23 protein-coding genes are annotated in these 25,970 nt (G+C 65.7%); 14 read left to right on the forward strand and 9 right to left on the reverse strand.

The genetic code is table 11. From position 1 onward, the window contains the following. Positions 1–12 precede the first annotated feature (12 nt). From EJ074_RS09600 to EJ074_RS09615, 4 genes are all read right to left on the reverse strand, one after another. On the reverse strand, positions 13–1,449 hold the full coding sequence (locus tag EJ074_RS09600) for a DUF5691 domain-containing protein (protein WP_129553152.1): 1,437 nt from the start codon (positions 1,447–1,449) through the stop codon (positions 13–15). Beyond that, on the reverse strand, positions 1,446–2,606 hold the full coding sequence (locus EJ074_RS09605; protein ID WP_348626999.1) for an SWIM zinc finger family protein: 1,161 nt from the start codon (positions 2,604–2,606) through the stop codon (positions 1,446–1,448). The genes EJ074_RS09600 and EJ074_RS09605 overlap by 4 nt, the downstream gene beginning before the upstream one ends. A 644-nt stretch (positions 2,607–3,250) precedes the next feature. Then, the gene (locus EJ074_RS09610) at positions 3,251–4,270 is read right to left on the reverse strand and encodes an isopenicillin N synthase family oxygenase (protein ID WP_129553154.1); all 1,020 of its coding nucleotides are present in this window, start codon (positions 4,268–4,270) and stop codon (positions 3,251–3,253) included. A gap of 159 nt (positions 4,271–4,429) precedes the next feature. Next, the gene (locus tag EJ074_RS09615; RefSeq protein ID WP_129553155.1) at positions 4,430–5,119 is read right to left on the reverse strand and encodes an SDR family NAD(P)-dependent oxidoreductase; all 690 of its coding nucleotides are present in this window, start codon (positions 5,117–5,119) and stop codon (positions 4,430–4,432) included. A 212-nt stretch (positions 5,120–5,331) separates the two neighbouring features. Between EJ074_RS09615 and EJ074_RS09620 the strand changes: the two genes are divergently transcribed. Next, on the forward strand, positions 5,332–6,447 hold the full coding sequence (locus tag EJ074_RS09620) for an anhydro-N-acetylmuramic acid kinase (RefSeq protein WP_129553156.1): 1,116 nt from the start codon (positions 5,332–5,334) through the stop codon (positions 6,445–6,447). Here EJ074_RS09620 and EJ074_RS09625 read toward each other — a convergent pair. Then, positions 6,444–6,869, reverse strand: coding sequence for a GNAT family N-acetyltransferase (locus EJ074_RS09625; protein WP_129553157.1), 426 nt, complete (start codon positions 6,867–6,869; stop codon positions 6,444–6,446). The genes EJ074_RS09620 and EJ074_RS09625 overlap by 4 nt on opposite strands. Positions 6,870–6,927: 58 nt before the next feature. Further along, a complete protein-coding gene (locus EJ074_RS09630) occupies positions 6,928–8,115 on the reverse strand; it encodes an MFS transporter (RefSeq protein ID WP_129554024.1) in 1,188 nt (395 codons plus the stop codon). A 48-nt stretch (positions 8,116–8,163) separates the two neighbouring features. On the opposite strand from EJ074_RS09630, the gene EJ074_RS09635 reads away from it, so the two are divergent. After that, the gene (locus tag EJ074_RS09635; RefSeq protein WP_129553158.1) at positions 8,164–8,703 is read left to right on the forward strand and encodes an Lrp/AsnC family transcriptional regulator; all 540 of its coding nucleotides are present in this window, start codon (positions 8,164–8,166) and stop codon (positions 8,701–8,703) included. A 14-nt stretch (positions 8,704–8,717) separates the two neighbouring features. On the opposite strand, the gene EJ074_RS09640 is transcribed toward EJ074_RS09635, so the two are convergent. After that, complete coding sequence (locus tag EJ074_RS09640) at positions 8,718–9,248, reverse strand: hypothetical protein (protein WP_129553159.1); 531 nt, start codon at positions 9,246–9,248, stop codon at positions 8,718–8,720. Positions 9,249–9,330: 82 nt separating this feature from the next. Here EJ074_RS09640 and EJ074_RS09645 point away from each other — a divergent pair, with 82 nt between their 5' ends. Then, positions 9,331–10,296 carry a LysR family transcriptional regulator gene (locus tag EJ074_RS09645; protein WP_129553160.1) on the forward strand — a complete coding sequence of 322 codons (966 nt, stop codon included), beginning with the start codon at positions 9,331–9,333 and terminating at the stop codon, positions 10,294–10,296. A 119-nt stretch (positions 10,297–10,415) separates the two neighbouring features. Here EJ074_RS09645 and EJ074_RS09650 read toward each other — a convergent pair whose 3' ends face one another. Continuing rightward, positions 10,416–10,685: a hypothetical protein gene (locus tag EJ074_RS09650; RefSeq protein ID WP_129553161.1), complete on the reverse strand. Its 270-nt coding sequence runs from the start codon at positions 10,683–10,685 to the stop codon at positions 10,416–10,418. 74 nt (positions 10,686–10,759) lie between these two features. After that, on the reverse strand, positions 10,760–13,615 hold the full coding sequence (locus EJ074_RS09655) for an ATP-dependent Clp protease ATP-binding subunit (protein WP_129553162.1): 2,856 nt from the start codon (positions 13,613–13,615) through the stop codon (positions 10,760–10,762). 333 nt (positions 13,616–13,948) lie between these two features. Between EJ074_RS09655 and tssA the strand changes: the two genes are divergently transcribed. Genes tssA through tssL form a run of 11 tightly spaced genes read left to right on the forward strand, consistent with a single transcriptional unit; the run spans position 13,949 to position 25,970 of the window. Further along, complete coding sequence (tssA, locus tag EJ074_RS09660) at positions 13,949–15,112, forward strand: type VI secretion system protein TssA (RefSeq protein ID WP_129553163.1); 1,164 nt, start codon at positions 13,949–13,951, stop codon at positions 15,110–15,112. A gap of 20 nt (positions 15,113–15,132) precedes the next feature. Continuing rightward, complete coding sequence (tssB, locus tag EJ074_RS09665; protein ID WP_129553164.1) at positions 15,133–15,669, forward strand: type VI secretion system contractile sheath small subunit; 537 nt, start codon at positions 15,133–15,135, stop codon at positions 15,667–15,669. A 3-nt stretch (positions 15,670–15,672) separates the two neighbouring features. Further along, positions 15,673–17,178: a type VI secretion system contractile sheath large subunit gene (tssC, locus tag EJ074_RS09670; protein WP_095808055.1), complete on the forward strand. Its 1,506-nt coding sequence runs from the start codon at positions 15,673–15,675 to the stop codon at positions 17,176–17,178. Between the two features lie 59 nt (positions 17,179–17,237). After that, positions 17,238–17,687 carry an Hcp family type VI secretion system effector gene (locus tag EJ074_RS09675; protein ID WP_165350064.1) on the forward strand — a complete coding sequence of 150 codons (450 nt, stop codon included), beginning with the start codon at positions 17,238–17,240 and terminating at the stop codon, positions 17,685–17,687. Then, positions 17,674–18,429 carry a type VI secretion system baseplate subunit TssE gene (gene tssE, locus EJ074_RS09680; protein WP_129553165.1) on the forward strand — a complete coding sequence of 252 codons (756 nt, stop codon included), beginning with the start codon at positions 17,674–17,676 and terminating at the stop codon, positions 18,427–18,429. Before EJ074_RS09675 ends, tssE begins: the two co-directional genes overlap by 14 nt. A 1-nt stretch (position 18,430) precedes the next feature. After that, positions 18,431–20,305: a type VI secretion system baseplate subunit TssF gene (gene tssF / locus EJ074_RS09685; protein WP_129553166.1), complete on the forward strand. Its 1,875-nt coding sequence runs from the start codon at positions 18,431–18,433 to the stop codon at positions 20,303–20,305. Then, complete coding sequence (gene tssG / locus EJ074_RS09690) at positions 20,269–21,354, forward strand: type VI secretion system baseplate subunit TssG (RefSeq protein WP_129553167.1); 1,086 nt, start codon at positions 20,269–20,271, stop codon at positions 21,352–21,354. Before tssF ends, tssG begins: the two co-directional genes overlap by 37 nt. After that, positions 21,351–22,802, forward strand: coding sequence for a type VI secretion system-associated FHA domain protein TagH (gene tagH, locus EJ074_RS09695; RefSeq protein WP_129553168.1), 1,452 nt, complete (start codon positions 21,351–21,353; stop codon positions 22,800–22,802). Before tssG ends, tagH begins: the two co-directional genes overlap by 4 nt. Positions 22,803–22,805: 3 nt before the next feature. After that, positions 22,806–23,258, forward strand: a complete 453-nt coding sequence (gene tssJ, locus EJ074_RS09700) for a type VI secretion system lipoprotein TssJ (protein ID WP_095808049.1) — start codon at positions 22,806–22,808, stop codon at positions 23,256–23,258. 38 nt (positions 23,259–23,296) lie between these two features. Then, a complete protein-coding gene (gene tssK / locus EJ074_RS09705; RefSeq protein ID WP_129553169.1) occupies positions 23,297–24,631 on the forward strand; it encodes a type VI secretion system baseplate subunit TssK in 1,335 nt (444 codons plus the stop codon). 4 nt (positions 24,632–24,635) lie between these two features. Then, positions 24,636–25,970 carry a type VI secretion system protein TssL, long form gene (gene tssL / locus EJ074_RS09710; protein WP_129553170.1) on the forward strand — a complete coding sequence of 445 codons (1,335 nt, stop codon included), beginning with the start codon at positions 24,636–24,638 and terminating at the stop codon, positions 25,968–25,970.

Raw genomic sequence — 25,970 nt, forward strand, 5'->3', positions numbered from 1 at the left:
TCTCCGGGTTGATCATCTGACGATTTGGGAAGGATTTTCGGCCAGTGCCGCATTGAGGCGCAGCAGGCCAAGCGATGGCGAGGCGGGCGGCAGGCCGGCTGCAACTAAATCTTCGATCAGTCTCGTCGCAGCTGTTGCGGTAGCAAGAAAGCCCATTATCTCGAGGAAGTCGTGAACTCCTTGCCGCATGGCATCGTCGTTTCCACCAATGATGGAACGCAACGCTGGGAGCACTTGCCCATTCGTCAGGTCGTCCCAGTCCAGCCAGCCAGCGTCGAGGTTTTCCGCCAGATTGAGCATTCCGAGGTAGTTCGCCTGCTTAAGGATCAACCGGACCAGCACACGTTTTCGGCGATTGTCCAAGCGCGGCGTCAATTGAAGCGCGCGAAACACATGCTTGCCACCTTCGGCGACAAGCATGTCGGCCATATGCGCCACCGCAGTGTCGCTGCCGGAGGCGGCTACCATGCGCGAGAGAAGGATATCGGCATTGTGGTCGGTGCCGAACTGCCAGCCGGTGATGAAGTCGACCTCCGTGACCCCGAACCGGGCAGCGAGATCGACCAGATTGCAGAGCTCGAACAACTCGGCGCGCCGCTGCTCCTGCGCATGCGATTTGGTCTTCACCGGGCCGAATGTGATGCGGCGGCGGATGAAGCCGGCCTTGCCTTCCTCAATGAAGCCGGCAAGTTCGGTGACTGGAACGTCAGGCCCAGCCTCGCCATGTTCGCCCAGCATCGCCAACATGCGGCCCGCCAGTTCGCGGACTTTGCCGGAGCGGTCGGTGGCAAGGCTTTTCAGGAATGGCGCATCGTCGGGACCGAGGCCGATGCGCAAGAGCTCGACCAGCGACAGCCTGACTTCGGCCGATTCAGCCGATGCCTTGGCTTCGATCAGCAGCCGGGCGGCGGCCGGATCGCTCCGGCGCATCGCGGCCAGCGCGACGCGCCGAGCGGCGGGGTAGAAGTCGGCCCAGTTTCCGGCGCTCAGCTTCTCATGCGAGCCATGCCGTTCCTGTTCGGCGCTTGTCTGCCAATCGATCCACGGCGCATAGACGTCCGGGGCGTTCTGATCAGATGCTGCGGGTATCCAGTCCATCGGATGCGTGACGTAGCCGCGGCTGGCCACCAGCTTGACCACCAGCGTCTTGCGCCTGGCATCCGCTGCTTGCCTCAGCGCCGCCCGCAGCAGCGGGCGCAGCCGATCGGGAAGCCTCGGCAGCGCGAGCACGGGCAATGGCGGGCGACGCTTCAAGGTCTTGGGTGCGGCCGGCCGAAGCGCGACGTCCAGCGCCTGCGCGGCGATCGCCAGAAGCCGCCGCTCCTGTTCGTCCGGCGTCGCGGCAGCCGCGACATGCTTCCATTCGATCGGGGCCAGTTCGAAAACCGCGCCACCCGAAATCCAGCCGTCGCGCAGCCTCGCCAGCCCTGCCTGCTCCAGCTCGTTCATGACAGATCGAGCCTCCCGATGTTGCTTTGCGACGCCAGCAGCTCGAGCCTGGCGCCATTCCAGAGTGCGGCGGTGGCTGTGAGTTCGATGCCGAGCAGGGTGTGGTTGACCGTGCCCTCCACGGGCAGGGCGATGGCGCTCGGACCGCTTCCCGCCTGCCACCAGACACCGTCTCTTTCATCCGTCAGAATGGCGCCAGCCGGCAGGATGACCGGGCACTCGGAGAGCCAGGGCGCATTGTCCTGGAAGGTCGAATACGCCTGCAGCGGATCGCCGGCAGCGCCCTGGCTAAAAACGGGCCACGCTGCCCCTGAGGTCACATCCCCCAGTCGTTCCGCCACCAGCGCCCGCAGCGGATTGCGGGAGGGATAGAACACGAGCCTCGCCTTGAACCGATCACCGGGCGCAAAAGCGCCAGACCGCCGGCCGGCCGAGGCTGGGAAGAAGTCGAGCAGAACGGCGAAGCGCGGCGTCGGGCTCTGCAGATCGAGCAGCCAGGTCGCGTGGCTGACCAGACCATCGCGGCGGGTCTCGATCTTCTCGCCGAGCACCTCCCAGTCGCTCTCGACCTGCACGGCATCCGGATTGGCGAGGATCTGCTCGCGGGTCTCCGATGTCGAAACCAGGCGTTTCAGCTCGGCGTCGTCGGGCGCGGCGCGCCATGCCTTGGCAAGCAGCACCAGTTTGCCGAGCTCACGGATCGCGGCATCGGGCCGTTCCTCGCTGCGCAGCGTCATCAGCCGCGCAGGCAGCTCGTCGATGCGGCCCGCAAGCGCGGTCGCCTTGAGGTCGACAAGCCGTGCGGCGATGCGACGGCAGCGCTCGCTGCACGCCTCGACAAACCCGGCAAGGCCGAGCCGAAGCTGGTCGGCAATCCACTGGTCGAGCTCGTCGAGCGCGGCCGAAACCGCGCTGCGCGTGTCCTCGGCCCGCTTGCGCTGAGCTGCTTCGCGGCGTTCGGCAGCTGCGGCGTCTTCAACGGGATCGCTCTGCTCGGGCCGCGACGCCTCGTCGATGCTTTTGACTTGCGAATCGGCCGCCGTCTGCGTCGGCTGCGGACTGGGCTTGCGACGCCGGCCAAGCCAGTCATTCACCCACTCCGGCGTCTGATCAACACGATCGAAGCTGGCGGGCGCCGTGGCGCCGATCCACGCCAATGCAAGAATGTGCTTGCACGGAAACTTTCTCGACGGACAGGTGCATTTGTTGCCGTGATCGCGGAGGTCGAACACGACGCGGTAGGGATTGGACCCCGAGCCCTGGCATTCGCCCCAGACGAGCCCCAGCTGTTCGTTCGTCTCGAGCCGGGGCCAGTTCGACCGCTTGGTCAGCTTGGCCGCGGCGGCAAGCGATGCCTGGTCGGGCGCGAGCGCCTCGATCGTTTTCAAGTCCAGCTGCAAGCCGCGCCCTCACCCCCGAAGCATGACGTCGCAAGATAGATAACTGTTTGCGGCGCGCTGGTGTAGCTCCAGCAACGGCAAAGTTGGCACGTTGTCTAACGTTTCGTTGCCGTGGCGAACTGACGGGCCAACCGTTGATACGCCTTCACGCGCTAGCAGCCGTCGACCGAGCGGGGCTGTCTGATGAGGAATTTTCTGACTCAAAGAAAAAGGCCGGGCGCGAAAAGCGGCCCGGCCAAAAATGAAGGTCATAACCTTCAGAGGGGAACATCGTCCGGCGCAATGGGAGGAGAACGCCAGACGATGCCCTCTATTTGGGGCGTGAGCGGTGTATTTTCCACGAACGAAATTCCAAAAACTGACGCGAAGGTGAAAAAAAATCGCTCGCAGGAAGCAAATCTTCAGCCGGCGGCCGCGGCGTTCTCGAGGAGATCGGCATAGTGCCGCCGCGCCACGTCGGGATGGGATCTCAGCCGGCTCTTCAGCACATTGGTGCCGACATTGCGAAACAGCGGGTTGTCCGGATCACTTGCCTGGCCGCGCGCTTCAGCCGCCAGTTCCTCCGGCAAATCGAGCAGCGGGATCGTCGCGTCGAGCCGGGCGCTGAAGAAGAACGGAACCGAAATCCGCTCCACCCCGGCCGGCGGCGTGATGACGCGGTGGACCGTTGCCCTCAGATAGCCGTTGGACGCCAGTTCGAGCAGTTCGCCGATATTGACCACCAGCGTCTGCGGGATCGGATCGACGTCCACCCAGCGCCCGTCATACTCGACCTGCAGGCCCTTGTTCTCGTCCTGCAGAAGCAGGGTCAAGAAGCCGCCGTCCTTGTGAGCGCCGACGCCCTGGTCGCCGCCGGTGGCATCGCGGCCTGGGTAACGAACGATCTTCATGCGGTGATTGGGCTCGCCGCGGTAGATCGGATCGAAGGCATCCTCCGCCTGGTCCAGGGAGAGCGCAAAAGCCTTGAGCAGGCGGATCGCCACCTCCGTTGCCTTGGCCTGCCAGGCAAGCAGCGCCGGCTTCAGGTCGGGAAGTGCCGCCGGCCACTGGTTCGGGCCCTGCAGGCGCGTCCAGGCAGGCACGCCGGGCCCTTGCGGGATCGGCGCGCGCTCGACGCCTATGTCAAGCTGCTCACGCCAGTCCGCCTTGCCCTTGGTCAGTTCGCCGCCGGCACGGGTATAGCCGCGGAACTGCGACGACTTCACCATTTCAATGGCGAGCTTGTCTGCCTCCGGCAAGGCAAAGAAGCGCCGCGCGGCGCCGAGCACGGCATCGATGTCCGGCTGCGTTATGCCGTGACCGCTGAGATAGAAAAAGCCGACGTCACGGGCGGCGGTGCGCAGGTCGACGAGAAAGGTTCGCCGTTCCGACACGCCCTGGTCGAGACGATCGAGATCAAGCACCGGGACTATTCGCGCCATGGCCAGGCTCCTTTGCGGGACTTGTCCTGCACGATGACATGCCCACCACCGCAGTCCAAGCGACGCGCCGACCAAACTTGATGCCGATGGCGCAAAGTCGGGGTTCTATTTCGGCTCATCGAGCAAATTGCGTTCGAAATCGCCCTGGCGCCAGCAGGTTCAGAACGTCTCCACCCATGGCCTGAGCTCGACTTCGAAGCTCCAGGCGCTGCGATGCTGGCGATGGACCGAGAGATAAGTCTCGGCGATCGCATCCGGCGAGAGGCGGCGATCCGGCCGGTCTGGCTCGGCAGCCTGCCCGCGCGGCTCGATCTGGCCATCGATGATGAAATGCGCCACGTGGATGTTCTTCGGGGCGAGCTCGCGCGCCATCGACTGAGCCAGCCCGCGCAAGCCGAATTTCGGCATGGCAAAACCGGCCGAGCCGGAAAAGCCCTTGAGGCTTGCGGTAGCGCCGGTGAACAGGATCGAACCGGAGCCGCGCGTCAAGAGCCGGCGCGCCGCCTGTTGGCCAACCAGGAAGCCGCCATAGGCGCCGACGAGCAGCGCCTGCTTCACCGCCTCGGGGTCGAGCTCGGCGATCGGGCCGCGCGTACGCCCGCTGGCGTTGAAGACGGCGATTTCCAGCGGACCGGCTTTGTCCGCAGCCTCAAACAGGCGTGCGACGGAGGCGGCGTCCGCCACATCGGTCTCGACCGCCTGCGCGCTGGTCTCATCGACCAGCGCGGCAAGCTTGTCGACATTGCGTGCGGCAAGGACGACGCGAAAGCCTTGCTTGCTGAGGAGCCGTGCCAGCGAAGCGCTGAGGCCCTGCCCGGCGCCTGCAATCACTGCAACATTGGCTGCCATGGGTTTCCTCCTTGCGATGACATTGCGGGCGGTGCCGACCTTCACAAGCTCGCGCCTTGCGCGACAGGAAGCAAGAAAGGCGCCAATCCATTTCCGGTATCTGGCGCAAAAGAGCCGCCGACCCATGCGACGATCGCCGGCGATCGCGAAGGACTTGCCTGTCGGACCGATCCGTCCGACATCTGCTCCAGCGGCGATTCGAGGAAGCGATCATGGAAGCAATCTGGGCCGTCGGCCTGATGACCGGCACGGTGCTTGACGGCAATATCGACGTAGCGCTGATCAAGACCGACGGCGAGCGCATCGCCGATTTCGGCACCTATACTCTAGCCCCCTACCCGCAACCGATCCGCAGCCTGCTCGAGGAGACGCTGCGCCAGGCGCGCGCCTGGAATTTCGACGGCCCGGAACCGGCGATCTTTCGCGAGGCGGAAGAAGCGCTCACACGCGCGCAGTCGGCAGCGGTCAAGAGCCTCGTCGCGAGCTATGGGCTGACCATGGCCGATATCGGCGTGGTCGGCTTCCATGGCCAGACCGTGCTGCATCGCGCCCCCCAGCCGGGACGCATCGGCCGCACGCGCCAGCTGGGCGACGGCGAGCTGATGGCAGCCCTGCTCGGCACCAAGGTCGCCTATGACTTTCGTTCGGCCGATGTGGCGGCCGGTGGGCAAGGCGCGCCACTCGCCGCTTCCTATCACAGGGCGCTTCTGCGGGAGGCGGACGCCAGCGGCGATACCGCCGTGCTCAATCTCGGCGGCGTCGCCAACATCACCTGGTGGGATGGAAAGGACAACATCGTCGCCTTCGATACCGGGCCGGCCAACGCGCCGGTCAACGATTTCGTCAAGTCGAAGGGTCTCGGCGAGATGGACCGCGACGGCAAGCTTGCGGCGGTCGGCACGGTCGACGAGGCAAGACTTGGGCGGCTGCTGCAGCATCCCTATCTCACGGCACCCTATCCGAAATCCCTCGACCGCTTCGACTTCACGGCAGCCATGGCCGAGGGACTGGGCGTGGAGGATGGCGCCGCGACGCTGACGGCCTTCACCACCTCCGCCGTCGGCAAAGCGCTCGACCTGTTGCCGCGCCGGCCCAAGCGGCTGGCGGTCAGCGGCGGCGGCCGCCACAATCCGACGATGATGGCGATGCTCGGCCGCCGTGCCGGCGTCGAGGTGGTGCAGGCCGAGGCGCTCGGCTGGAAGGGCGACGCGGTGGAGGCCGAGTGCTTCGCATTCCTCGCGGTCCGGGTGCTGCGGGGCCTGCCGATCAGTTTCCCGAGCACGACCGGCGTGCCGCGGCCGATGAGCGACGGCAGACTCGCAGGTTAATCAGACAGTCTCTTCTGCAGGAAGATGCGGCTGCGGCCGACGGGAAAATCGGCGAGCGTGCCAAAGGGCTGGTAACCCTGGCGCTGATAGGCCTTGGCGGCGATCGGGTTGAAGGTGTCGATCCAGGCGCCCTGGCAGCCACGCGCCAGCGCTTCGCGTTCGGCTGCCTCGAGCATAGTGGCCGCCATGCGCCGGCCGCGCAGCTCTTCGTCAACCCAGAGCCACTGCACGAAGAGCCAGCCCCAGGCGGTGTAGCCGGAGATGCCGGCGACGATCGCCCCATCATCGTTGCGCACGAAGATCGCCAGCGCTTTCCGGTCCGAGGCGCCGACATCGCCATCGTTGAAAGCCGTCAGCCTTTCGCCGAGAAAGGCGAGGTCCTGCGGCAAGGGCTCGGCGGTGATCTCGAGCGTCGTCTTCATCGGGCTTCGGTCCGGTTCGCAAACCAGCCTTAGCGAAGGAGCGAATGGGGGCGCAAGCCTATTGCCGGGCACCCGCTGAGCGCCATGCCGCGGCCGACGCCGCCACCGGCATCAGCAGGGCGGCGATGAGCGCGCAGTTGGCGAAGCCGAGGCTCGTATAGAGAGGGCCGAAGCCGGCAGTGCCGACGGTCACGGCGAGATAGGTGACCGCGCTGTTCAGGCCCATGATGGTGCCGCGCCGTGCCGGATCGAGCGCCGTCAGCCGCATGACCAGAACGTTAAGCCCGAAATGGTTGGCAAGACCCCAGACCGCTATCGTTGCCATGAGCAGGCCGAAGCTGCCGCTGAGCAAAGCCATCGCGACATAGACGGCTCCGACCAGCAGATAGGCAAAGGGCATGACTCGGCGAGCGCCCAAACGGTCGATGACGCTATCAAGCAGTGCCGCCGCGCCGAAGCCAAGACCATAGGCGACTGCCGCTAGACCATTGGCGCTGACAGGTTCGCCGAGACGTTCATGCAGATGATCGCCGAGATAGCCATAGACGCCGTAAAAGGCGGTCATGAAGGCGCCGCAGGCAATCAGCAGCGGCGGGATGCCGGGCACGGCCAAGGCGCCGAGGGGTGAAGGGGCCGGGCCGCTTTTTCTGGCGTCGCGCAGCGAGCTGACGGTCAGGCCGGCGACAGCGGTTCCGGCCAGCAGCGCAACGGCAGCGAACACAGCGCGCCAATGGATGAGATCGGCAAGCACCGCCGACAGCGAGACGCCGGCGACCATCGACAGCGTCCAGCCGGTCAGCACGACGCCGATCGTGCCGCTTTCGCGGCCGGGCGGCGCGATCGCCGCGGAACTGGCATAGATGGCAGGCATAGCGATGCCGGCGGCAATGCCGGCGACGAGCTGAGCCGCGACCAGCGCCGCCACGGTCGGCGCCAGCGCGCAGGCGACCAGCGCCAGTCCGAGCAACAGCAATGCACCCTGCAGCATGCGCCGCGCGCCGATCCTGTCGATGTAGCGGGCGAGGAAAAGCGCGCTGGCCGAGGTGCCGAGACCGAATGCGGCAGAGGCGGTCATCACCGCCGGCACGCTCGCTCCGAACGATGCCGCGACGGCAGGCGCGATCGGCCCGAGAACCAGCGAGTTGGAGCCGATGACGGCGATGCAGCCGGTCAGCAGATAGGCTGCCGCTGGGATCGGCGCGCGCGGGGTGACCGAGAGAATTGCTGATTGATCACTGTTCGACATATCGTCATAATGGCCGAATTTCATTAGGCCTCAATGAGGAATTCTGCGATGGATGAAGAAACAGATGGCATTCAGCGGAACAGGCACGCGGCCCGCGACATCGACCCGATCGACCGAAGAATATTAGGCGCGCTCGTCGATGACGCCACCATCAGCTATGCCGAACTCGGCGATCGCGTGGGCCTGTCGCCGCCTGCGGCGCATGAACGGGTCAAGCGGCTCAAGCGCAGCGGCGCCATCCGCGCCACCTCGGCGATCATCGATCCTCGGGCGGTGAAGAAGCCGCTGCTCGCCTTCGTGCATATCGACACCAGGGGCTGGGGCAAGACGCCGGAGCTGATGGCGGTCTCGGAATATCCTGAAGTCGAGGAGATCCATACGGTGGCCGGCGACACCTGCATGCTGCTCAAGGTGCGCACTGAGGACACCCGGGCGCTCGAAGGTCTGCTGGCGCGGCTCTACGAGACGCCCGGCGTCACCTCGACGCGAAGCTATGTCGTGCTGTCGACCTATCTCGAACGACCGGTGCAGCCGGAGATCACGGCAGATTGGCCAGCGCCACGTCACATGGCGACGCCGGTTTACTGAGATCGCGTCGATATTCAGGCGATGCCGGCGCCCCTTCCTGCGCCTGGCGCCCGAGCCGGCTTGGGCTGTGCACGCACGAGCAGCCAGACTGCAGCGACATGCGTGATCATCAGCAGCGGCACATAAAGCATCGGGATTGCGTAGGCGGCGCCCAGCTGGCCGGCCAGTTCCGGCAGGCCGAGTTGACTGCCGTGAAAATAGTCGACCGCAATGTCGACCATCCCGACGAGATTGAAGGCGACGACCGAGGGCCAGAAGATCGACGGTCTTCTCACGCAAGCCAACGCCAGCATGGCTAGGAGCCCGGTTGCGAAATCGCCGTAGGCGGCGAAGACGGCGAAACCGGCGGGCAGGTTCGGACCGACCACGCCCGGAAGCAGGAAGACCAGCCCGAAGAAGCGGAAGCTGTGCAGCGTCGCGATCGCCCGCTGCGCCTGGATGGGCTCCATCGATCGGAGTCTCGGCCAGGCATAGGCGCCGAAACCGAGGAGCCACGGCACATAGCCAAGAACGAGATGGATCATAAATATCGTCGCCGGTGACATTTGCTTTCTCCCGGATGAGCGTGGTTCCTGCAACATAGGAGTGCTTCCTCCCGACAACTATCCGCGATAATGTAGATTGGTCATGAAGCAGAACTTCACAGTCAGGCATGGCGCTCTGGATGGCGTCGAGGCGTTCCTGAGCGTCGCCAGGCACCGGAATTTCCGCAAGGCAGCCGCGGAACTGCGGGTGACGCCGTCCGCGATCAGCCAGGCAGTAAGAACGCTCGAGGCCCGCATCGGCGTCGCGCTCTTTCTCCGCACGACGCGCAGCGTCGGCCTGACCGAAGCCGGCGAGCGCTTTTTTGCGCGCGCACGACCCGCCTTCGAGGAACTGGTCGCCGCAGCCGAGATCGCGCGCGAATTCGGCCAGCGACCGACCGGGCTGTTGCGCTTATCGGTGCCACGTGCGGTGCTCCCGGTGTTGCTGGAGCCGCTCGTCGCCTCCTTTTGCCAGGCCTATCCCGAGATCGAGCTGGAGATTGTCGCAAGCGGAGAACTGGTCGACCTCGCCGCGGAGGGATTCGACGCCGGCATCCGGATGGGCGAACTAATCGCCCCCGATATGGTGGCAGTGCGGTTGACGCCGTCATTCCCATTCGTGGTGGTCGGCAGCCCCGACTACCTGCATCACCGGAGCCGTCCAGCACAGATCGAGGATCTGCGCGGTCACGCCTGCCTGCGCATGCGCCGCACGGATGGCTCGGTCGCACCCTGGCGCTTTGTCGACGGCAACAAGGCGATCGAGGCGATCGTCACCGGACCGCTCATCGCGCATGACTATTCCACGCTTCTCGGCGCCGCGATCCGGGGCGTGGGCCTAGCGCAAGTGCCCGGCCCGGTCGCCGCCTCCGCGATCGCCGACCGGCGCCTGCATGCACTTCTAAGGCCGTTTGCCGTCACCTCGCCGGGCGTTTTTCTCTATTACCCGCAAAGGCATCAGGTCTTGCCCAAGCTGCGGGCCTTCATCGATCACGTCAGGCAAGGCGACGGCGACATTTCGCAAAGGCGGACACGCAACGGGAAGTCGCGGGAGCCAGCAACGGAGTAGAATTCGCGTCCATTGCGGTGTGCGCCAAGGACGCCCGCGCAACCGGCTGCACGCGGCTCACCAGACCGCGGCGGTCCGGCGCCAGTGCTCCTCAGGGCGCGCCCTGCGCAACGGGCCGGCTACTTCCCGCAGTGATGGTCGTTGATCTTGTTGATGGCGTTCGCGTCCGGTCCCGTTCGCTGATAGGAGCAGGGTTCGCCGCCTGTCGTGAACAGCTGCTGGTCGTAGTAGCGCGGGCCGCCGAACAGGATGTCGATCAGGTCGCCCTCCGCGGGAACATAGCGCTCGGATTGAAGGCGATGGTCGCGGCTTCCAGCTGAGGACGGTGCCGATACACCGCAGCCGATCCCCACAGCGAGGGCGGCGATCACGACGGATTTGGTCATCATAGGCAGTGCCTCCCGGCCATACAGATATCCGCACAATATCCAAAGCGCGACAAAGGTTCCCTGCTGATGCCTGTCTACTCGAAGGAATAGGTGAAGCCTTCCGCGGAAGCGCCAACGGTAACCTTCGTCATCTTCTGACCCTCGAGCGAACGATTGAGGACGCCGCGGCTCAGCTCCGGCAGCAGCGTGTTGGTGAGGATGGCGTCGATCATGCGCCCGCCGGACTCGATCTCGGTGCAGCGCGCCTTGACGAGGTCCATCACGCCCTCGCCGATGACCAGCTCGGCATCGTTGGTGACCTTGAGGCGCCGCGCGATCTTGCCGAACTGGTGCCTCGTGATCGCCTCGATCATGGAATCCGACAGCGGATAGTAGGGAATGGTGACGACGCGGCCGAGAAAGGCCGCTGGAAACACTTTCAGCAGCGGGGCGCGCAAGGCGGAATCCAGATCGTCGATGCCGGTCCGCACGGTGCCGTTCTTGGTGCGGTCCATGATCACCTCGGAGCCGACATTCGAGGTGAGCAGGATCAGCGTGTTCTTGAAGTCGATGCGGCGGCCCTCGCTGTCGTCCATCATGCCTTTGTCGAAGACCTGGAAGAAGATCTCGTGCACGTCCGGATGCGCCTTCTCGACCTCGTCGAGCAGGATCACCGAATAGGGTTTCCTGCGCACCGCCTCGGTCAGGATGCCGCCCTTGCCGTAACCGACATAGCCGGGCGGCGCGCCTTTCAGCGTGGAGACGGTATGCGCCTCCTGGAATTCGGACATGTTGATCGAGATCAGATTCTGCTCGCCGCCATAGAGCGTCTCGGCCAGCGCCAGCGCGGTCTCGGTCTTGCCGACGCCGGAAGGGCCGCAGAGCAGGAAGACGCCGACCGGCTTTTCCGGGGCGCCGAGGCCGGCGCGGCTGGTCTGCACGCGCTTGGCAATCATCTCCATCGCGTGATCCTGGCCGACCACGCGTTCGGACAACGTAGCGGCGAGCCTAAGTGCCTTCTCGGTCTGGCTTGACAGCATGCGTCCGGTCGGGATGCCGGTCCAGTCCTGGACGACCGCGGCGACGGCGTTGCGGTCCACCGAAGGCAGGATCAGCGGCGTCTCGCCCTGCGCCGCGGCAAGCTCGGCCATCAGTTCGCGCAACCGCGCCAGATCGGCGGCCGAGTCCGGCGTCGAACCACCGGCGATTGCCTCGGCAGCAGGTGCTTCGACCTTGGCCGCTGCAGCCTTTGTCGCTTCAGCCTTGGACTTCTTGGCCTTGTCAGCCTTGACCTTGGAAGGCTTGGCGTCCGTGCTTTCGGCGGTTTTCTGCTCCGGCGCCTTCACTTCGGCCGCTTCCGCGCCTTCCGCTGCAACGGCGGCATCCTCGCGCGCGGCCGCATCGAGCGGCACACCCTCGCCGCGCAATTTTGCGCGCAGATCGAGGATCTCGCTCACCAGCGCCTTTTCACGTTCCCAGCGCTCCTGCGCGGCGGCCAAAGTCGTCTCGGCTTCCGCCAGCCCGGCTTCGACCCTCGCCTGCCGGTCGGCCACCTCGATGCCGATCGCCGCCTCGCGGCCGATGATGCCCTGCTCGACCTCGAGCGCCTGGCGGCGGCGCAAAATGTCCTCGACTTCGGCCGGCGTGGCATGCTGCGAGATGGCGACGCGGGCGCAGGCGGTATCGAGCAGGCTGACCGCCTTGTCAGGGAGCTGCCGCGCCGGGATATAGCGGTGCGACAGCGAGACCGCCGCCTCGATCGCCTCGTCCAGGATCTGCACCTTGTGGTGCTGCTCCAGAACGCCGGCGACGCCGCGCAGCATGAGCACGGCCACCGCTTCCGACGGCTCGTCGATCTTGACCACCTGGAAGCGCCGCGTCAGCGCCGGGTCTTTCTCGATATGCTGCTTGTATTCGGCCCAGGTGGTCGCCGCGACGGTGCGCAGCTCGCCGCGCGCCAGCGCCGGCTTCAAGAGATTGGCCGCGTCGCCGGTCCCGGCAGCGCCGCCGGCGCCGATCAGCGTATGCGCCTCGTCGATGAACAGGATGATCGGAACCTCGGAGGCCTGCACCTCGTCGATGACCGCCTTCAGCCGCTTCTCGAACTCGCCCTTGACGCTGGCGCCCGCCTGCATCAGGCCGACATCGAGCATGCGGACACTGATGTTCTGCAATGTCGGCGGGACGTCGCCCTGGGAAATGCGCAGGGCAAATCCTTCCACCACCGCCGTCTTGCCGACGCCGGCCTCGCCGGTCAGGATCGGGTTGTTTTGCCGGCGTCGCATGAGGATGTCGACGATCTGCCGGATCTCGGGATCGCGGCCGACGACCGGGTCGATCTTGCCGTCGCGGGCGCGCTGGGTAAGGTCGGTGGCGTATTTTGCCAGCGCCGAATCCCCGCCCGGACCACGCTTCATCGGCTTCTCGTCGGGAGCTGCGGCGGCAGGCGAGCCGGCTTCCAGAGAACCTTCGGTGACATCGGCGAAGCGGGCAATGACGCCGTCGGCATCGATCTTGTCGAACTCGGCGCTGATCTTGGACAGCAGACCTTCCAGCACCGGGGTCTTCAGGCAGGCGAGCAGGATATGGGCGCTGCGCACCTCTTCCACCCCGAACTCCAGCGTCGCCAGGTTCCAGCCTTCCTGGATGGCGTGAAATATGTGGTCGGAAAATTCCTCGATAGAAGTCGCGCCATAGGGCAGCCTGTCGACCGCGCGGGTCAGGTCGGCAGTCAGTCGGCTGGGATCGATGCCGGCGTCGGCGACGATCATCTGCACGTCCGAGCGCTCGGACAGCACAAGTTGCTCGATGAAATGGACGAGTTCGACATAGGGGTTGCCGCGCAGCTTGGCCGTGTCCGCCGCCGCCTTGAAGGCGCGCACCCCGGTGGGATTGAGCTTGGCGACCAGTTCCTTGCGCTTGAAGCCCTGCGATGCCCGGCGCTGTTCCATCGAACCTGCTCCCGAAAATCTGCCCGCCGATACCCTGCCATATATGCGGCGGCTTGACAAAGCGTGTGACGAACAAGGCGACCGGATACGGTCCGGGGCATGCTTCCCGGCCACGCAGCCTCGCCTGTCCTGCAGCAAACACCGGATTGCCGTGCCCCGCTATGCGAGGCATTTCACATACCGGGTCCGGCAATCGCGCGATGGGTTTCCGGCAAAGAAACCGGGCGTTTAGGTTCCGTTAGTTTTTGAGCAGCTGGTCAATTGTGGTAGAGTGAGGCCGTGTGATAACGTTGCGTCACATAGGGGTCTCAGGGCCGCTGGCTGGGGGTAGGTGTGATCGATCTCGCACTCTGGCTGAATCCTCTGAACGGTGCGAATCCGTCGGGAGAGGACTTGCGCAACGACCCGGCCTTCCATGAGCTGGAGCGCCTGACCGAACAGCAGAAAAAGGTCGAATACGAAGGAAACAACAAATCGGAAGTCGATGTTCCGGTCGACTGGTCCGTCATAATCACCAAGGCTGAGGAATTGCGTTCGCACGGCCGGGACCTGCGCCTTCTCGTCCTGGTGGTGCGTGCCCTTGCCAATGAAGACCAGCTGGGCGGGCTCGCTGAAGGCCTGACGCTGATTGCCCAAACCTTCGACAGGCATTGGGATACGATGCATCCGGCGCTGCGCTCAGGCGCGACGCCGCGCGAGGCTGCCTTGCGGCGCATCAATGCGCTGATCGACCTGCAAAACAGCCAGGACGGGCTGCTCAAGGATCTGCGCGGCATGGTCTTCTTTGCCCCGCGCACGGTCGGGCCGATCAAAGGCGAGGATCTGGAAAAGGGCAGCCTCGAAGAACAGGTCATGCTGCAGGAGGCGGCTTCGGGACTGAGCGCGGCCGAAAAGGCGGCGCTGACCAGCACCCACAGCCAATTGGTCAACCGGGTGCGCACCGGATGCAAGGCACAGATGGACCAGGCCGGCGAGGCGATGACGTCGCTCATCGCCGATGGCCGCGCGGCGATCGCGGCGCTCGAGGCAGTGGAGACCGCGCTCAACGCCCGCATCGAAGGCAGCGGATCCACCGTTCCGGAATTGAAGCGATTCCTGCAGCGCCTGCTGACGACGCTGGAGCGGAACTCAGTCGCCGGCGCAGTGGCGAACGGGGCCGCGAAGCCCTCTCCGCAACCGGCGGAAGCGGCAGCGCCGGCCCGCAACGGAGCCGCAGCGATGGGAGCCGAAAGGATGGCAAGTGTGGCAAGCTCTATGGAAGCGAGCACCGGACTGCCCGACCGGATCACCTCGCGCGACGACGTCGTCAAATGCCTCGACCTGGTTGTCGCCTTCTACGACCGCACCGAGCCGTCGAGCCCGATCCCGCATCTCGCCCGACGCGTGCGGCGCATGGTGCACATGGATTTCGTTGAACTGATGGAAGATCTCGCCCCGTCGGGGCTGAAGGAATTCCGGCTGCTTGCCGGTGTCCCCGATCCCAAGAAGCCGGCCTAGAAGAATGAAAGGTAAATAGCATGCCTGCAGAGAGCAAAGCCAAGGTCATCGAAAGAAATCGCGCCCCGCGCGTGCAGATCGCCTACGACGTTGAAACCTACGGCAGCCCGACGACCATCGAACTGCCGTTCGTCATGGCCGTGATGGCCGATCTTGCCGGGGCCTCACAGACCAAGGAAGCGTCAAGGTCGGTGCTCGACCGCAAATTCGTCGAAACCGACGCCAATCGCTTCCCCAAGTTCATGGAGGCAATGGGGCCGCGCGTGAAGGCGCGGGTGAAGAACACGCTGCCGCAAGCCGAGGGCGCCGAGCGCGACGAGGAACTGGCGGTCGATCTGACCTTCTCCAAGATGGGCGATTTTGCTCCGGACAAGATCGCCGAGCAGGTCCCGCAACTGGCCGAGATCCTCAAGATGCGCCGTCAGCTCGAAGAGTTGCTCGGCTTCATGGACGGCCGCGTCGACGCCGAAAAGCGCATCGCGCAGCTTCTGAACAACGAGCCGCTGCTGAGCAAGATCGCCAGCCAGGCGATGGATGACGGCAAGGGCGAGGAGTAAGTCATGGCTGAACAGCAAAAGACCGCAGCCGCCACAGCCGAAGCGGAAGCGATAGACCTCGGCGAATTCAGCGGACTGCTGGAAAAGGATTTCAAGGTCAAGAAGGACGACAGCGAAAAGCTGCAGCAGCTGGTGCGAAACCTGGCGCTCGCGGCGCAGTCGCGCTCGGAGACCACGACCATCTCTTCCAATGCGATCAAGTCGATCAAGTCGCTGATCGCCGGCATCGACAAGATGCTGACGACGCAGGTCAACGAGATCATGCATGCGCCGGAAGTGCGGGAGATGGAAGGCACATGGCGCGGCCTCTGGTATCTGGTCAACAACACCGAGACGGATACGAAGCTCAAGATCCGGGTGATGAACATCTCCAAGGAGCAGCTGGCCGACACGCTCGAAGACTATGAAGGCCAGATGTGGGACCAGAGCCCGATCTTCAAGAAGGTCTACACGGACGAGTATTCGATGCTGGGCGGCGAGCCGATCGGCTGCATCATCGGCGCCTACGAATTCTCCAACCATCCGCGCGACGTCGGGCTGCTGCGCAACATCTCCGGCGTCTGCGCCTCGGCGCACACGCCCTTCATCGCCGCGGCGTCACCGCGCCTGTTCCGCATGGACAGCTGGCAGGAACTGCCGAACCCGCAGGACCTGCAGATGATCGTGAACAACCCGGCCTATGCCTCGTGGCAGTCGCTGCGCGAGAGCGAGGACGCCCGCTATATCGGTCTCACCATGCCGCGCGTCCTGGCACGTCTGCCCTACGGCACGGAGACGGTTCCGGTGAAGGGCTTCACCTTCGAGGAGGAAGTGGGCGGCGACCACAACAAATATGTCTGGATGAACGCCGCCTTCCCGATGGGCGTCAACATCAACCGCAGCCACAAGCTTTTTGGCTGGGGAACGCAGATCCGCGGCGTCGAAAACGGCGGCACGGTGCTCAACCTGCCGGTGCACGCCTTCCCGACCGACGACGGCTCGATCGCGATGAAATGCCCGACCGAGGTCGCCATCGACGACCGGCGCGAGGCGGAACTGGCCAAGCTCGGCCTGATGCCGATCCTGCACCGGAAGAACACCGACCTTGCGGCCTTCATCGGCGCCCATTCGCTGCAGGACGACGAGACCCGCGCCGGCCGCCTCGTCGATCCCGACGCGCAGGCGAATGAGCGGCTCAGCGCCAACCTGCCCTACCTGTTCCCGGTGTCGCGCTTCGCGCACTACCTCAAGGCGATTGCGCGCGACAAGATCGGCTCGTTCAAGGAACGCACCGACATGCAGATCTGGTTGACCGAATGGATCAACCGATACGTGCTGGCCAACCCAGCCTTCGCCGACGACAAGGCGCGCGCCAAGCGCCCGCTTGCCGCGGCAGAGGTCCAGGTCGACAGCGTCGAAGGCCGGCCCGGTTACTACAATGCCCGGTTCTATCTGCGTCCGCACTACCAGCTGGAAGGCATCAATGCCTCGCTCCGGCTGGTATCGGAACTGCCGTCAGTGAAGGGCTGAAATTGCAGCAGAGTCATCTTTGTTTCGTGTGAAAGCGGTGGAGAAAGACAATGGCTTCAATGAAAATCGATGGTTTTTTGAAAGTTCCGGACATCAAGGGTCCGAGCGTACGCGACGGCCATGAGGACGAGATCGAAGTCCATGGCGTCGACTACAAGATGGTCGCGCCCTACGATCCGAATTCGCTTTCGCGCCGCGGGCGCGTGGCCCTGGGAATGATCAAGTTCACCAAGCACTACGACAAGGCCTCGCCTTATCTGAAGAAGGCACTGTTCGACAACAAGGCCCTCGATGAAGTGGTGTTTTCGGCACGCCGCACCATCGACGGCGAGACCAGCGACTATCTGGTCGTCACCCTGACCGATGCCTCGATCATGGAGTACGACATGAAACAGGCCGACGACGAAGCCGACCTGATCGAGGAGGAAGTGAGCTTCGCCTACAAGAAGATCAAGTTCGTCTACAACAAGGACGACGAAATCGAAATGGATGTCTATGTCGGCAAGTGAGGTCCGGCGGGCCGGCGCGAGCAAGGCGCAGCTTGCCGGCAGTTCGCGGGCGAAGCGCGAGGCGGTCCAGCCTTCCCTCTGGGACCGCCTGATCAACGACTTGCCCGGCCTGACCTCCGAGATAGAGGGGCTGCGCCGACTGCTGCAGGAAGAACTCGGCGCCGAGCGCGTCGAGGCTCTTCTTGCCGGCAGCGCACGCGCCATCGACGCCGACGCCGAACTGACGGCCGAACAGAAGCGGCGGCTGCACCGGCTGGCCTTCCAGACCGAGCACCGCGTCGAGATCGAAAGCCGCGGCGTGGTGGTGTCGGCGCGCGTGCTGAGGGAGGCGGTGCGGCGTGATATCGAGGCCTTGTTCAACACCGAGCGCTTCGAGTCCATGCCGCTCCTTTCAGACGCGGAACAGGAGCAGGCATTGGACGAACTGCCCTCGCTGGCGGATTTCCCGGAAGTGCGGCGAAGCGTCGTCAACTATGGAGTGCCTTCCTTTTCCGGCCGTTCCTCGCGCGATTTCGACCGCGATGCGCTGGCGCGCGAGATCCGTGCGGTGCTCGGAACCTTCGAGCCGCGTCTCAAGGAGAGCGCCACGACGGTCAATGTCACCCTCGGCGACAAGAGCTTCGGCTTGAAGATCGAGATCGACGCCGTGCTGATCATGACGCCGACGCCGGAACGCATGCGGCTGCGCACCACGATCAATCTCGACAACGGCCTGGCACGAACCGAACTCAGGGAGACCTGAGATGGACCGGGTGTTCCTGGAGTATTACGAAGAGGAACTGACCCACATCCGCGCGCTGGCCGCGGAGTTCGCCGACATGCATCCGGCGGTCGCCCGCAATCTTTCGCTCGACACGGTTCCCTGCCCCGACCCCTATGTCGAACGGCTGCTCGACGGCGTCGCCTTCCTTGCCGCGCGCACGCGGCTGAAGGTCGATGCGGAGCGCTCGCGCTTCTCGCGCGCCGTGCTCGACGTGCTTTATCCGGACCTGGTCACACCGGCACCGGCAACGGCGATGGCGGCGTTCAAGCCCGGCCAGCAGGTGCAGTCGATGATCGCCGGCCATGCCGTCGGACGTGGGACGCGCCTGGTTTCCAGCCTGCATCCCGGCCTCTCGACGCGCTCGACCTTCACCACGGCGCAAGAGGTCACGCTGTGGCCAATCGCGATCACATCGGTCAGCTATTTTCAGGATCGCAGCGGACTGGCTGCGGCCGGCATAGGCCCGGTCGGCGGCGTGCGCGGCGAAGCAGCATTTCGCATCGCGCTCGCCATCACCGGAAAGGCCAAGCTCAGCGAATTGTCGCTCGATCGGCTCGACCTCTATTTCGCCGGGCGCACGAAGGCCCCGCTGCTTTTCGACGCGATCTTCGGCGCCTGCTCTGCGCTCGGCGCGCGGCCGGAGGGCAAGAGCAACCCGCTCACGGCTCTGCCGGAGCCTGAAATGGTCGGCATTGGCGACGACGAGGCGCTGATGCCCCGCACCCGGCCAACCTTCGAGGGATACCGGCTGCTGCGCGAATATTTCATGATCCCCGAACGCTTCCACTATGTGCGCGTCCGCGGGCTGCAGCCAGTGGTGCGCAAGTGCGAGGCGGGGATCGAGATCATCTTCCTGTTCAGGCGCCCGGTGCCGGAGCTCGCCGACGTGACGCCGGCGGATTTCGAGCTCTTCGTGACGCCGGTCATCAATCTCTTCGAACGGGAATGCAACGTCATCGAGATCGATCCGCGCCGCACGCGGCAGGTGGTGCATGCCGACCGGACGCGGGCGCGGGATTTCGAGATCTTCCGGGTCACCCGGGTGGAAGACGCCGATGCGGAAGGCAGCGAGGCCGCGATCCCCGAGCTTTTCAGCCTGGGGCAGAATCGCGGCAGCGGCTGGGTCTATTCGACGGAACGGCGCCCGCGCCGGGCGACCGAGGACGAACGGCGCGATGGCCTGACCCGCACCTCCTACACGGGCGACGATGTCTTCCTGGCGATCTCGCGCCCGGCCGGAAGCCCGGCGAACCGCACGCCCAAGCGCCTCGACGTGACGGCGCTCTGCACCAACCGCGACCTGCCGATCCTGGACGACACCCCGACTTTGACGCTGGAGACGGCCGACCCGGTCGAAACGGTGAGGCTGCTCGGCGCCCTGCGGCCGCCGCAGCCGGCGATCCCGGCCTCGCTGCCGGCTGGCGCCGAAGGTGAATCGCGGGCCGACAATCTCGCCTGGCGGCTGGTGTCGCAACTGGCGCTCAACTTCCTGAGCCTCGCCAAGGAGGGTCGTGGTGTCGACCCGCTGCATGCGCTGCTCGACCTCTATGCCGACCGCGGCGACCCCAGCCTTGCCCGAAACGTCCACTCGATCACCCGTATCGACTCGCGCCCCGTCATCGAGCGGCTGCAGATCGACGGGCCGATGTGCTTCGGACGGGGCACGGAGATTACGCTGCATGTCGACCAGTCGGTGCTGGCAGGGCAAAGCACGCTGCTGCTTTCGGCTCTGCTTGCGCGGCTGTTTGCCCGGCACGCCGGGATAAACGGCTTCGTGCGGACCCGCACGCGGCTGCTGCAGAAGCAGGAGGATGTGCCATGGCCGATGACGCCCGGCAATCGCTACCTGATCTAGTCAGATCCGCCGCGGAGGGGGCCGGCACACCGGAAAAGGCCGAGGTGCTGTCCGAGGGGTTCGACTTCTTCGAGCTGCTGCGCAGGCTGGAGCAGAGGGGAGGACTGTTCGGCTATTCCGGCCAGCCGAACCACGAGCCGGCAAGGCTCGGGCAGCACGTGCGACTGAGCTTCTCGGCCAAGGACGTGGTCAAGCTTCAACAGGCAAGCGACAAGACTCCGGCGCGGATAACGGTCGCCAATCTCGGGCTGCTCGGGCCGGAAGGGCCGATGCCGCTGCATCTGACACGCTGGGTGCTCGACCGGCTGTCGCAGCGGTGGTTCAGCGGCGCCGAGGCGGAGCAGACCAGCGACACGACCTTCGTCGATTTCGTCAACATCCTCCAGCACCGCCTGATCGCCCTCTACTACCGCGCCTGGGCGGATGCGCATCCGGCGGTGCAGGTCGAGCGCTCGGTCGGCGGCCGCGTCCGCGCCATGCTCGAAGCCATGTCCGGCATTGGCCTGCCAGGCACACAGGACCCCCAGCTCGACACGGTGAGGCTGCGCCAGGCCGGATCGCTCGCCAACCAGGTCGACAGTCCGGAGCGGCTGACGCTGTTCCTTGCCACGGCCTTCAAGGTGCCGGTGCAGATCAAGGAATTCGTCGCCGCTTGGATCGGCATCCCCACAGCACTGCAGAGCCAAGTCGGCAAGGCCTATGCGGCGCTCGGGCGCGGGGCCACGATCGGCCCGCGCGTCTTCAGCCGCCAGAGCCGCATCGAACTGCGCGTCGGCCCGCTCTCCTTCGACGATTTCAAGGCGTTCCTGCCCGGCGGACGGCGCCTGGCGCTGTTCAAGAAGGCGGTCCGCGACATGATCGGGGAAGCGCTCGATATCGATCTTCGCATCGTGCTCGCGCGCGAAGCCGTGCCGCCGCCGCAGATCGGGACCGTCCAGCTCGGCCGCACCGCCTGGCTGGCACGGCCTGCCGAATGGGGCGATGCCGACGATCTCAAGCTGCGCACGATCGTCGGCTGGCGACCGGAACCGGCAGGGGTGGCGGCATGAGCCTCTTGCTGACGCTCGAACAGGGTCCGCGCTCCCAGGTGGTCAGACAGACCCGCCTGGACGAGGGCGAACTGGTGATCGGGCGCAGCGCCGATGCCGGCTGGCAGATCGAGGATCCGGACATGTTCGTCTCGCGGGCCCATTGCAAGATCAGCGGCGGCCGCGACGGCTATTTCGTCACCGACACCTCGAGCAGCGGGCTGTTCATCGACGATTCCGACAGCCCGCTCGGCGCCGGCCGCTCCGCGCGCCTGCAGAACGGCATGCGGCTGAGGCTGGGTGACTATGTCGTCTATGTCGAGATCCAGGCTGCGGCGAGCCAGCCGGCAGCCATGCAGGTGCCTGTCGCCAACCAGGAGCGCTCACAGGCGCAGTCGCGAGCGCCGGTCAGCATCGGCGGCGACGATTTCTTCTCGGCCAAGGTGGAGGAAGAGCCGCGGCGGCCGCGGCCGGCCGATCTGCCGGATCCGTTCGAACAGCCGGTGCCGGGCGCCTATGAGCGCGCCTCGAACCAGCACAGCTCGCCCGCCTTCGACGATCCGTTCAGTCTCGATCCCGTAGCGACACCGGCATCCAGCGAGGTTCCACCTCCCGGCCGCTCCGATCCGTTCGGTTTCGACGAGATGCCGTCCCGCAGCAGCACGGCGGAGCCCGCGCCGAGATCGACCAGCTTCGACGACGATTTCGGGTTTGGGCCGAGCGCAACCCCCGCCTCGGGGAAGAGCAACGGTCAGGCCGGGCCGGCCGAGACCCAGCGCCAACAGCCTGCCCATCCATGGGACGCGCCTGCGCAAGCTGCGGAAGCCGCTCCCGCGCGACGCCCCATCCCCGTCCCCAGGCCCGCCCGGGCCGCGCAAGCCGTGCAGGCGGCGCCGACCGAGATGGCGCTTCGGGCGGCGTTCCTACGCGGCATGGGCGTCGAGCAAGCCGATTTTCCCGGCCGCGACGCGATCGCCGAAATGGAAAAGTTCGGGCGCGAATATCGGCTGATGCTGGAAGGCCTGATACAGCTCCTGCGCAAACGCGCCGAGGAGAAGGGAAGCGCGCGCGTCGCCCAGACGGTGGTCGGGGCCTCCGAAGTCAACCCGCTCAAATTCCTGCCGACCGCCGAGGATGTCATCGTCACCATCATCTCGGAGCGCAGCCCCGGCTTCCTCTCCGGCGAGGCGGCGATCGCCGACGCGGTGCGCGATCTTGCGCAGCACCATGTGCGTGCCTGGCGCGGCGTGCAAGCAGCGCTGCGCCGTATGATCGACCGCTTCGACCCGGCGGCGATCGAGGAAGAGCTCAAGTCCAATTCCGCGCTCGGCAACCTGCTTTCCGGCGGGCGCAACGCCAAGCTGTGGGAGCTCTACCAGAAACGCCACCGCGACATCGCCCAAAGCGCGGAGTCGAGCTTCCTGGGCGAAATCGGCGCCGATTTCAGGGATGCATATGAAGAGGAGTGAGACATGATCGACAGACGCGAATTCATCGTTGCCATCGGCGCGACGGGGCTGCTTGCGGCATGCCAGAGCGGCCCGCCGAAACCATCGGTCATCTCCGTCAATGTGACCGGTGGCGCCGGCATGAATCCGGGACCGGGCGGCGGCGACCGGCCGGTAACTGTCCTGGTGATGCGTCTGAGCAGCACCGGCAAGTTCAATTCAGCCGACTATTTCGCGCTGCAGGGCGATGCGGGCTCCGCGCTTGGCGCCGACCTCATCGGATCCGACACCATCTCCGTGGCGCCGGGAAAGACCGCCGCCAAGACGATCACCGTCGAGCCCAACGCGACGGCGCTGGGCTTCGTCGCTCTCATCCGCGAGCCTGGCGGGCGCAATTGGCGTACAACCAAGTCTGTATCGCCAGGGTCGAAATTCACCGTCAATGTCACGCTCGGCAGCGGCGGCATTTCCGCCTGACAGGCGGTCAACGATGGTTCCGTGCAGAGAGTAGCGGCATGAGCGACGCAAACAGAGTGCTGTGGTCCGAGGGTCTATTCTTGAGGACCCAGCACTTCCAGCAGCAGGACCGGTTCTTCGAGGGGATGGTGCGCGGCGCTTTGCAGGCCGGGCAGTTGCATACGTTCGGCTTCCAGCAGCTGACGCTCGACCAGTCGCTGCTCGATGCCGGCCAGGTCTCCATCGTGTCGGCCAGGGGGATATTTCCGGACGGCACGCCTTTCTCCATTCCAGAGACCATGGATGCGCCGAAACCCTTGCCGGTGACGGCGGACACCGGCGCCGGATCGGTGCTGGTCGCGCTGCCGCTCGAGCCGCCCGGCGGCATCGGTTTCGATCCGGCGCATGCCGCCTCCACCGGCGCCCGCTATCACGGCAAGATCGTTTCGGTGCGCGATGCCGTCCAGGGAGGTTCCGATCCAGAGGAGATCGAGATCGCCCGACCGCAGGCAGTGCTGCTTGCCCCGGGCAAATCGGTCGGCGGCTACACCGCGCTGCCGGTCGCCGACATCAAGGGTATTCGCGCCGACGGCGGCGTCTCGCTCGACGAGACGTTTTTGCCGCCGACGCTGATCACCGGCGCAGTCGCCTGGTACCGGCAGTTGCTGCAGGAGGTGGTCACCGGCCTCGACCAGATCGCCGAGGCGCATGGCAAGATGGTGATGGGCGGCCCTGGCCGCAGCGTCGAGGACCTGCTGATGCTGCATCTGGCCAATGCGGCGCGGCCGCGGCTTGCCCACATGCTGGCGCAGGACGTCTTCCATCCGGCCGAACTCTATCTCGAGCTTGCCGGCCTCGCCGGCGAGATGGCGACCTACGGGTCCAGCTCGCGCCGGCTCGGCGAGCTGCCGGCCTACGACCACATGGCGCCCGGGCCGGCCTACATGGCGCTGGCCGATGCGCTCCGTTCGCTGATCCTCAGCCTGCGCTACATTGAGCCGAAATCGCGCGCGCTGCCGGTCATGCGGCATTCGACCAATGTCTGGAAGGTGCGCATCGACAACCCGAAGCTCCTGGTCGCCAGCCGGATCGTCATCCGCGTCGGATCCGAACTGTCGGAGGACGCGCTGCGCAAGATCTTCGTCAACCAGGCGACGGTTGGCTCGGCGGACCAGTTCGAAGGCCTGTGGAAGTCGCGCCTGCCCGGCATTCCGCTGAAGCCGCTTCATTCGCAGCCGCGCGAGATTCCCTATGACGGCGACCGGCTGTGCCTGGAGCTGGACCAGAAGAGCGAGCACTGGGCCTCACTGCTCGACGCACCCGGCTTCGTCATCGGCGTCTCCGGTGTGCTGCCGAGCGAGCCGCAGGTCGACTGCTATTCGGTGAACAGGTGAGGCCATGAGCCGGGATGATCCTTTCGGACTGTCGGAGGATCGTGAACGCACACGCATCCGGCTGACCGGTGCGGCGCCGCGGCCGATGGCGCCGCTGGCGCCGGGCGCGCCGGTGAAGCGGTCGCGCGCCCATCCCAACACGCTCGTCAACGCATTCGCCCCGCTGCTCGAATTCGCACCTGAGCTCGAAAGCGCGCTGGCGCCGGAAAACCCGGAAGTGCTGCGCACGCGCCTGCTCGACGAGTTGGTCCGGGCACGCGATGCGGCGATGCAGTCCGGCGCTTCGCTGGAGCGCGCCGATCAGGCCGCATGGGTGGTGGCGGCGCTGCTCGACGACCTAGCGCTCAACACGCCCTGGGGCGGGGCCAGCGCATGGCCGCGCCAGCCGCTGGTCGTCATGCTGCGCGGCGACGTCGATGCCGGCACGCAGTTCTTCTCCCGCCTCGACGAGTTGGAGCGGCACCCGAACCGCGACCGCGAGTTGCTGGAGCTGCAATATCACTGCCTGGCGCTCGGCTTCCGCGGCAAATACCGCGTGCCAGGCCGCGCCGGCGACCGTTCAATCAACGCGGTGCGCGTGGCGGCGGCCCGCTTCCTGCGCAATGCCAACGCCGAGGATTCGCCGCTGTCGCCGAACTGGAGAGGCGTGATCGCTTCCGACGAGCCGCAACGCTTCATCGTTCCGATCTGGGTGATGGCGCTTGCTGCGGTGGTCATCGCCGCCGCCGCGCATATCGGCCTTTCCATGATGCTGAGCAGCCAGGCGGTCGAGCTTTCCGCGCTGGTTCGGGCCCTGCCGCCGCCCGCACGCACCGACGTCGCCCGCGCCCCGCCCAAGGTTGAAGCGCCCGAGCCTGAAGCCCCGCCGCCGGAACCGGTCGACTTCGCGCTGCTGCCGGAGTTCAAGGCCGAAGCGCCGGACAACCTCAAGGCGGCGCTGAGCGGCACGGAGAGCGTGTCCTTGGCCAAGCTGGTCATCCAAGCCTCCAATCCCGAGCTGTTCCAGTCGTCGCGGCCGACGCTAACCCCAGGCTTCGAGCCGCTGGTCGAAGCAATAGCCAAGGTCATCCTGGCCAATCAGGAGCTGATCGGAAACATCACCGTCGTCGGCCATACCGACAATGTGCGCCTGCAAAGATCCAATCCGCTTTCGACCAACCAGCGGCTGTCGGAGGCGCGCGCAGAGACCATAGCCAACCTCTTGGTGCAGGCCGGCGTGCCGCAGGAGCGCATCCATTCCGAAGGTCGCGCCGAGACCGATCCGGTGGCCGACAACGCGACGCGCGAGGGCCGGGCGCTGAATCGGCGCGTCGAAGTGTTGGTCGAGAAGAGGCTCTGA

Origin of the sequence: Mesorhizobium sp. M3A.F.Ca.ET.080.04.2.1, from assembly GCF_003952525.1 — a bacterium.
GTDB lineage: Bacteria > Pseudomonadota > Alphaproteobacteria > Rhizobiales > Rhizobiaceae > Mesorhizobium.

Excerpts from the sequence above, each read along its gene's own strand:
- EJ074_RS09600 (WP_129553152.1), bottom strand. The coding sequence starts at position 1,449 with ATGAACGAGCTGGAGCAGGCAGGGCTGGCGAGGCTGCGCGACGGCTGG.
- EJ074_RS09610 (WP_129553154.1), bottom strand. The coding sequence starts at position 4,270 with ATGGCGCGAATAGTCCCGGTGCTTGATCTCGATCGTCTCGACCAGGGC.
- EJ074_RS09615 (WP_129553155.1), bottom strand. The coding sequence starts at position 5,119 with ATGGCAGCCAATGTTGCAGTGATTGCAGGCGCCGGGCAGGGCCTCAGC.
- EJ074_RS09620 (WP_129553156.1), top strand. The coding sequence starts at position 5,332 with ATGGAAGCAATCTGGGCCGTCGGCCTGATGACCGGCACGGTGCTTGAC.
- EJ074_RS09625 (WP_129553157.1), bottom strand. The coding sequence starts at position 6,869 with ATGAAGACGACGCTCGAGATCACCGCCGAGCCCTTGCCGCAGGACCTC.
- EJ074_RS09630 (WP_129554024.1), bottom strand. The coding sequence starts at position 8,115 with ATGTCGAACAGTGATCAATCAGCAATTCTCTCGGTCACCCCGCGCGCG.
- EJ074_RS09635 (WP_129553158.1), top strand. The coding sequence starts at position 8,164 with ATGGATGAAGAAACAGATGGCATTCAGCGGAACAGGCACGCGGCCCGC.
- EJ074_RS09640 (WP_129553159.1), bottom strand. The coding sequence starts at position 9,248 with ATGTCACCGGCGACGATATTTATGATCCATCTCGTTCTTGGCTATGTG.
- EJ074_RS09645 (WP_129553160.1), top strand. The coding sequence starts at position 9,331 with ATGAAGCAGAACTTCACAGTCAGGCATGGCGCTCTGGATGGCGTCGAG.
- EJ074_RS09650 (WP_129553161.1), bottom strand. The coding sequence starts at position 10,685 with ATGATGACCAAATCCGTCGTGATCGCCGCCCTCGCTGTGGGGATCGGC.
- EJ074_RS09655 (WP_129553162.1), bottom strand. The coding sequence starts at position 13,615 with ATGGAACAGCGCCGGGCATCGCAGGGCTTCAAGCGCAAGGAACTGGTC.
- tssB (WP_129553164.1), top strand. The coding sequence starts at position 15,133 with ATGCCTGCAGAGAGCAAAGCCAAGGTCATCGAAAGAAATCGCGCCCCG.
- tssC (WP_095808055.1), top strand. The coding sequence starts at position 15,673 with ATGGCTGAACAGCAAAAGACCGCAGCCGCCACAGCCGAAGCGGAAGCG.
- EJ074_RS09675 (WP_165350064.1), top strand. The coding sequence starts at position 17,238 with ATGAAAATCGATGGTTTTTTGAAAGTTCCGGACATCAAGGGTCCGAGC.
- tssE (WP_129553165.1), top strand. The coding sequence starts at position 17,674 with ATGTCGGCAAGTGAGGTCCGGCGGGCCGGCGCGAGCAAGGCGCAGCTT.
- tssF (WP_129553166.1), top strand. The coding sequence starts at position 18,431 with ATGGACCGGGTGTTCCTGGAGTATTACGAAGAGGAACTGACCCACATC.
- tssG (WP_129553167.1), top strand. The coding sequence starts at position 20,269 with ATGGCCGATGACGCCCGGCAATCGCTACCTGATCTAGTCAGATCCGCC.
- tagH (WP_129553168.1), top strand. The coding sequence starts at position 21,351 with ATGAGCCTCTTGCTGACGCTCGAACAGGGTCCGCGCTCCCAGGTGGTC.
- tssJ (WP_095808049.1), top strand. The coding sequence starts at position 22,806 with ATGATCGACAGACGCGAATTCATCGTTGCCATCGGCGCGACGGGGCTG.
- tssK (WP_129553169.1), top strand. The coding sequence starts at position 23,297 with ATGAGCGACGCAAACAGAGTGCTGTGGTCCGAGGGTCTATTCTTGAGG.
- tssL (WP_129553170.1), top strand. The coding sequence starts at position 24,636 with ATGAGCCGGGATGATCCTTTCGGACTGTCGGAGGATCGTGAACGCACA.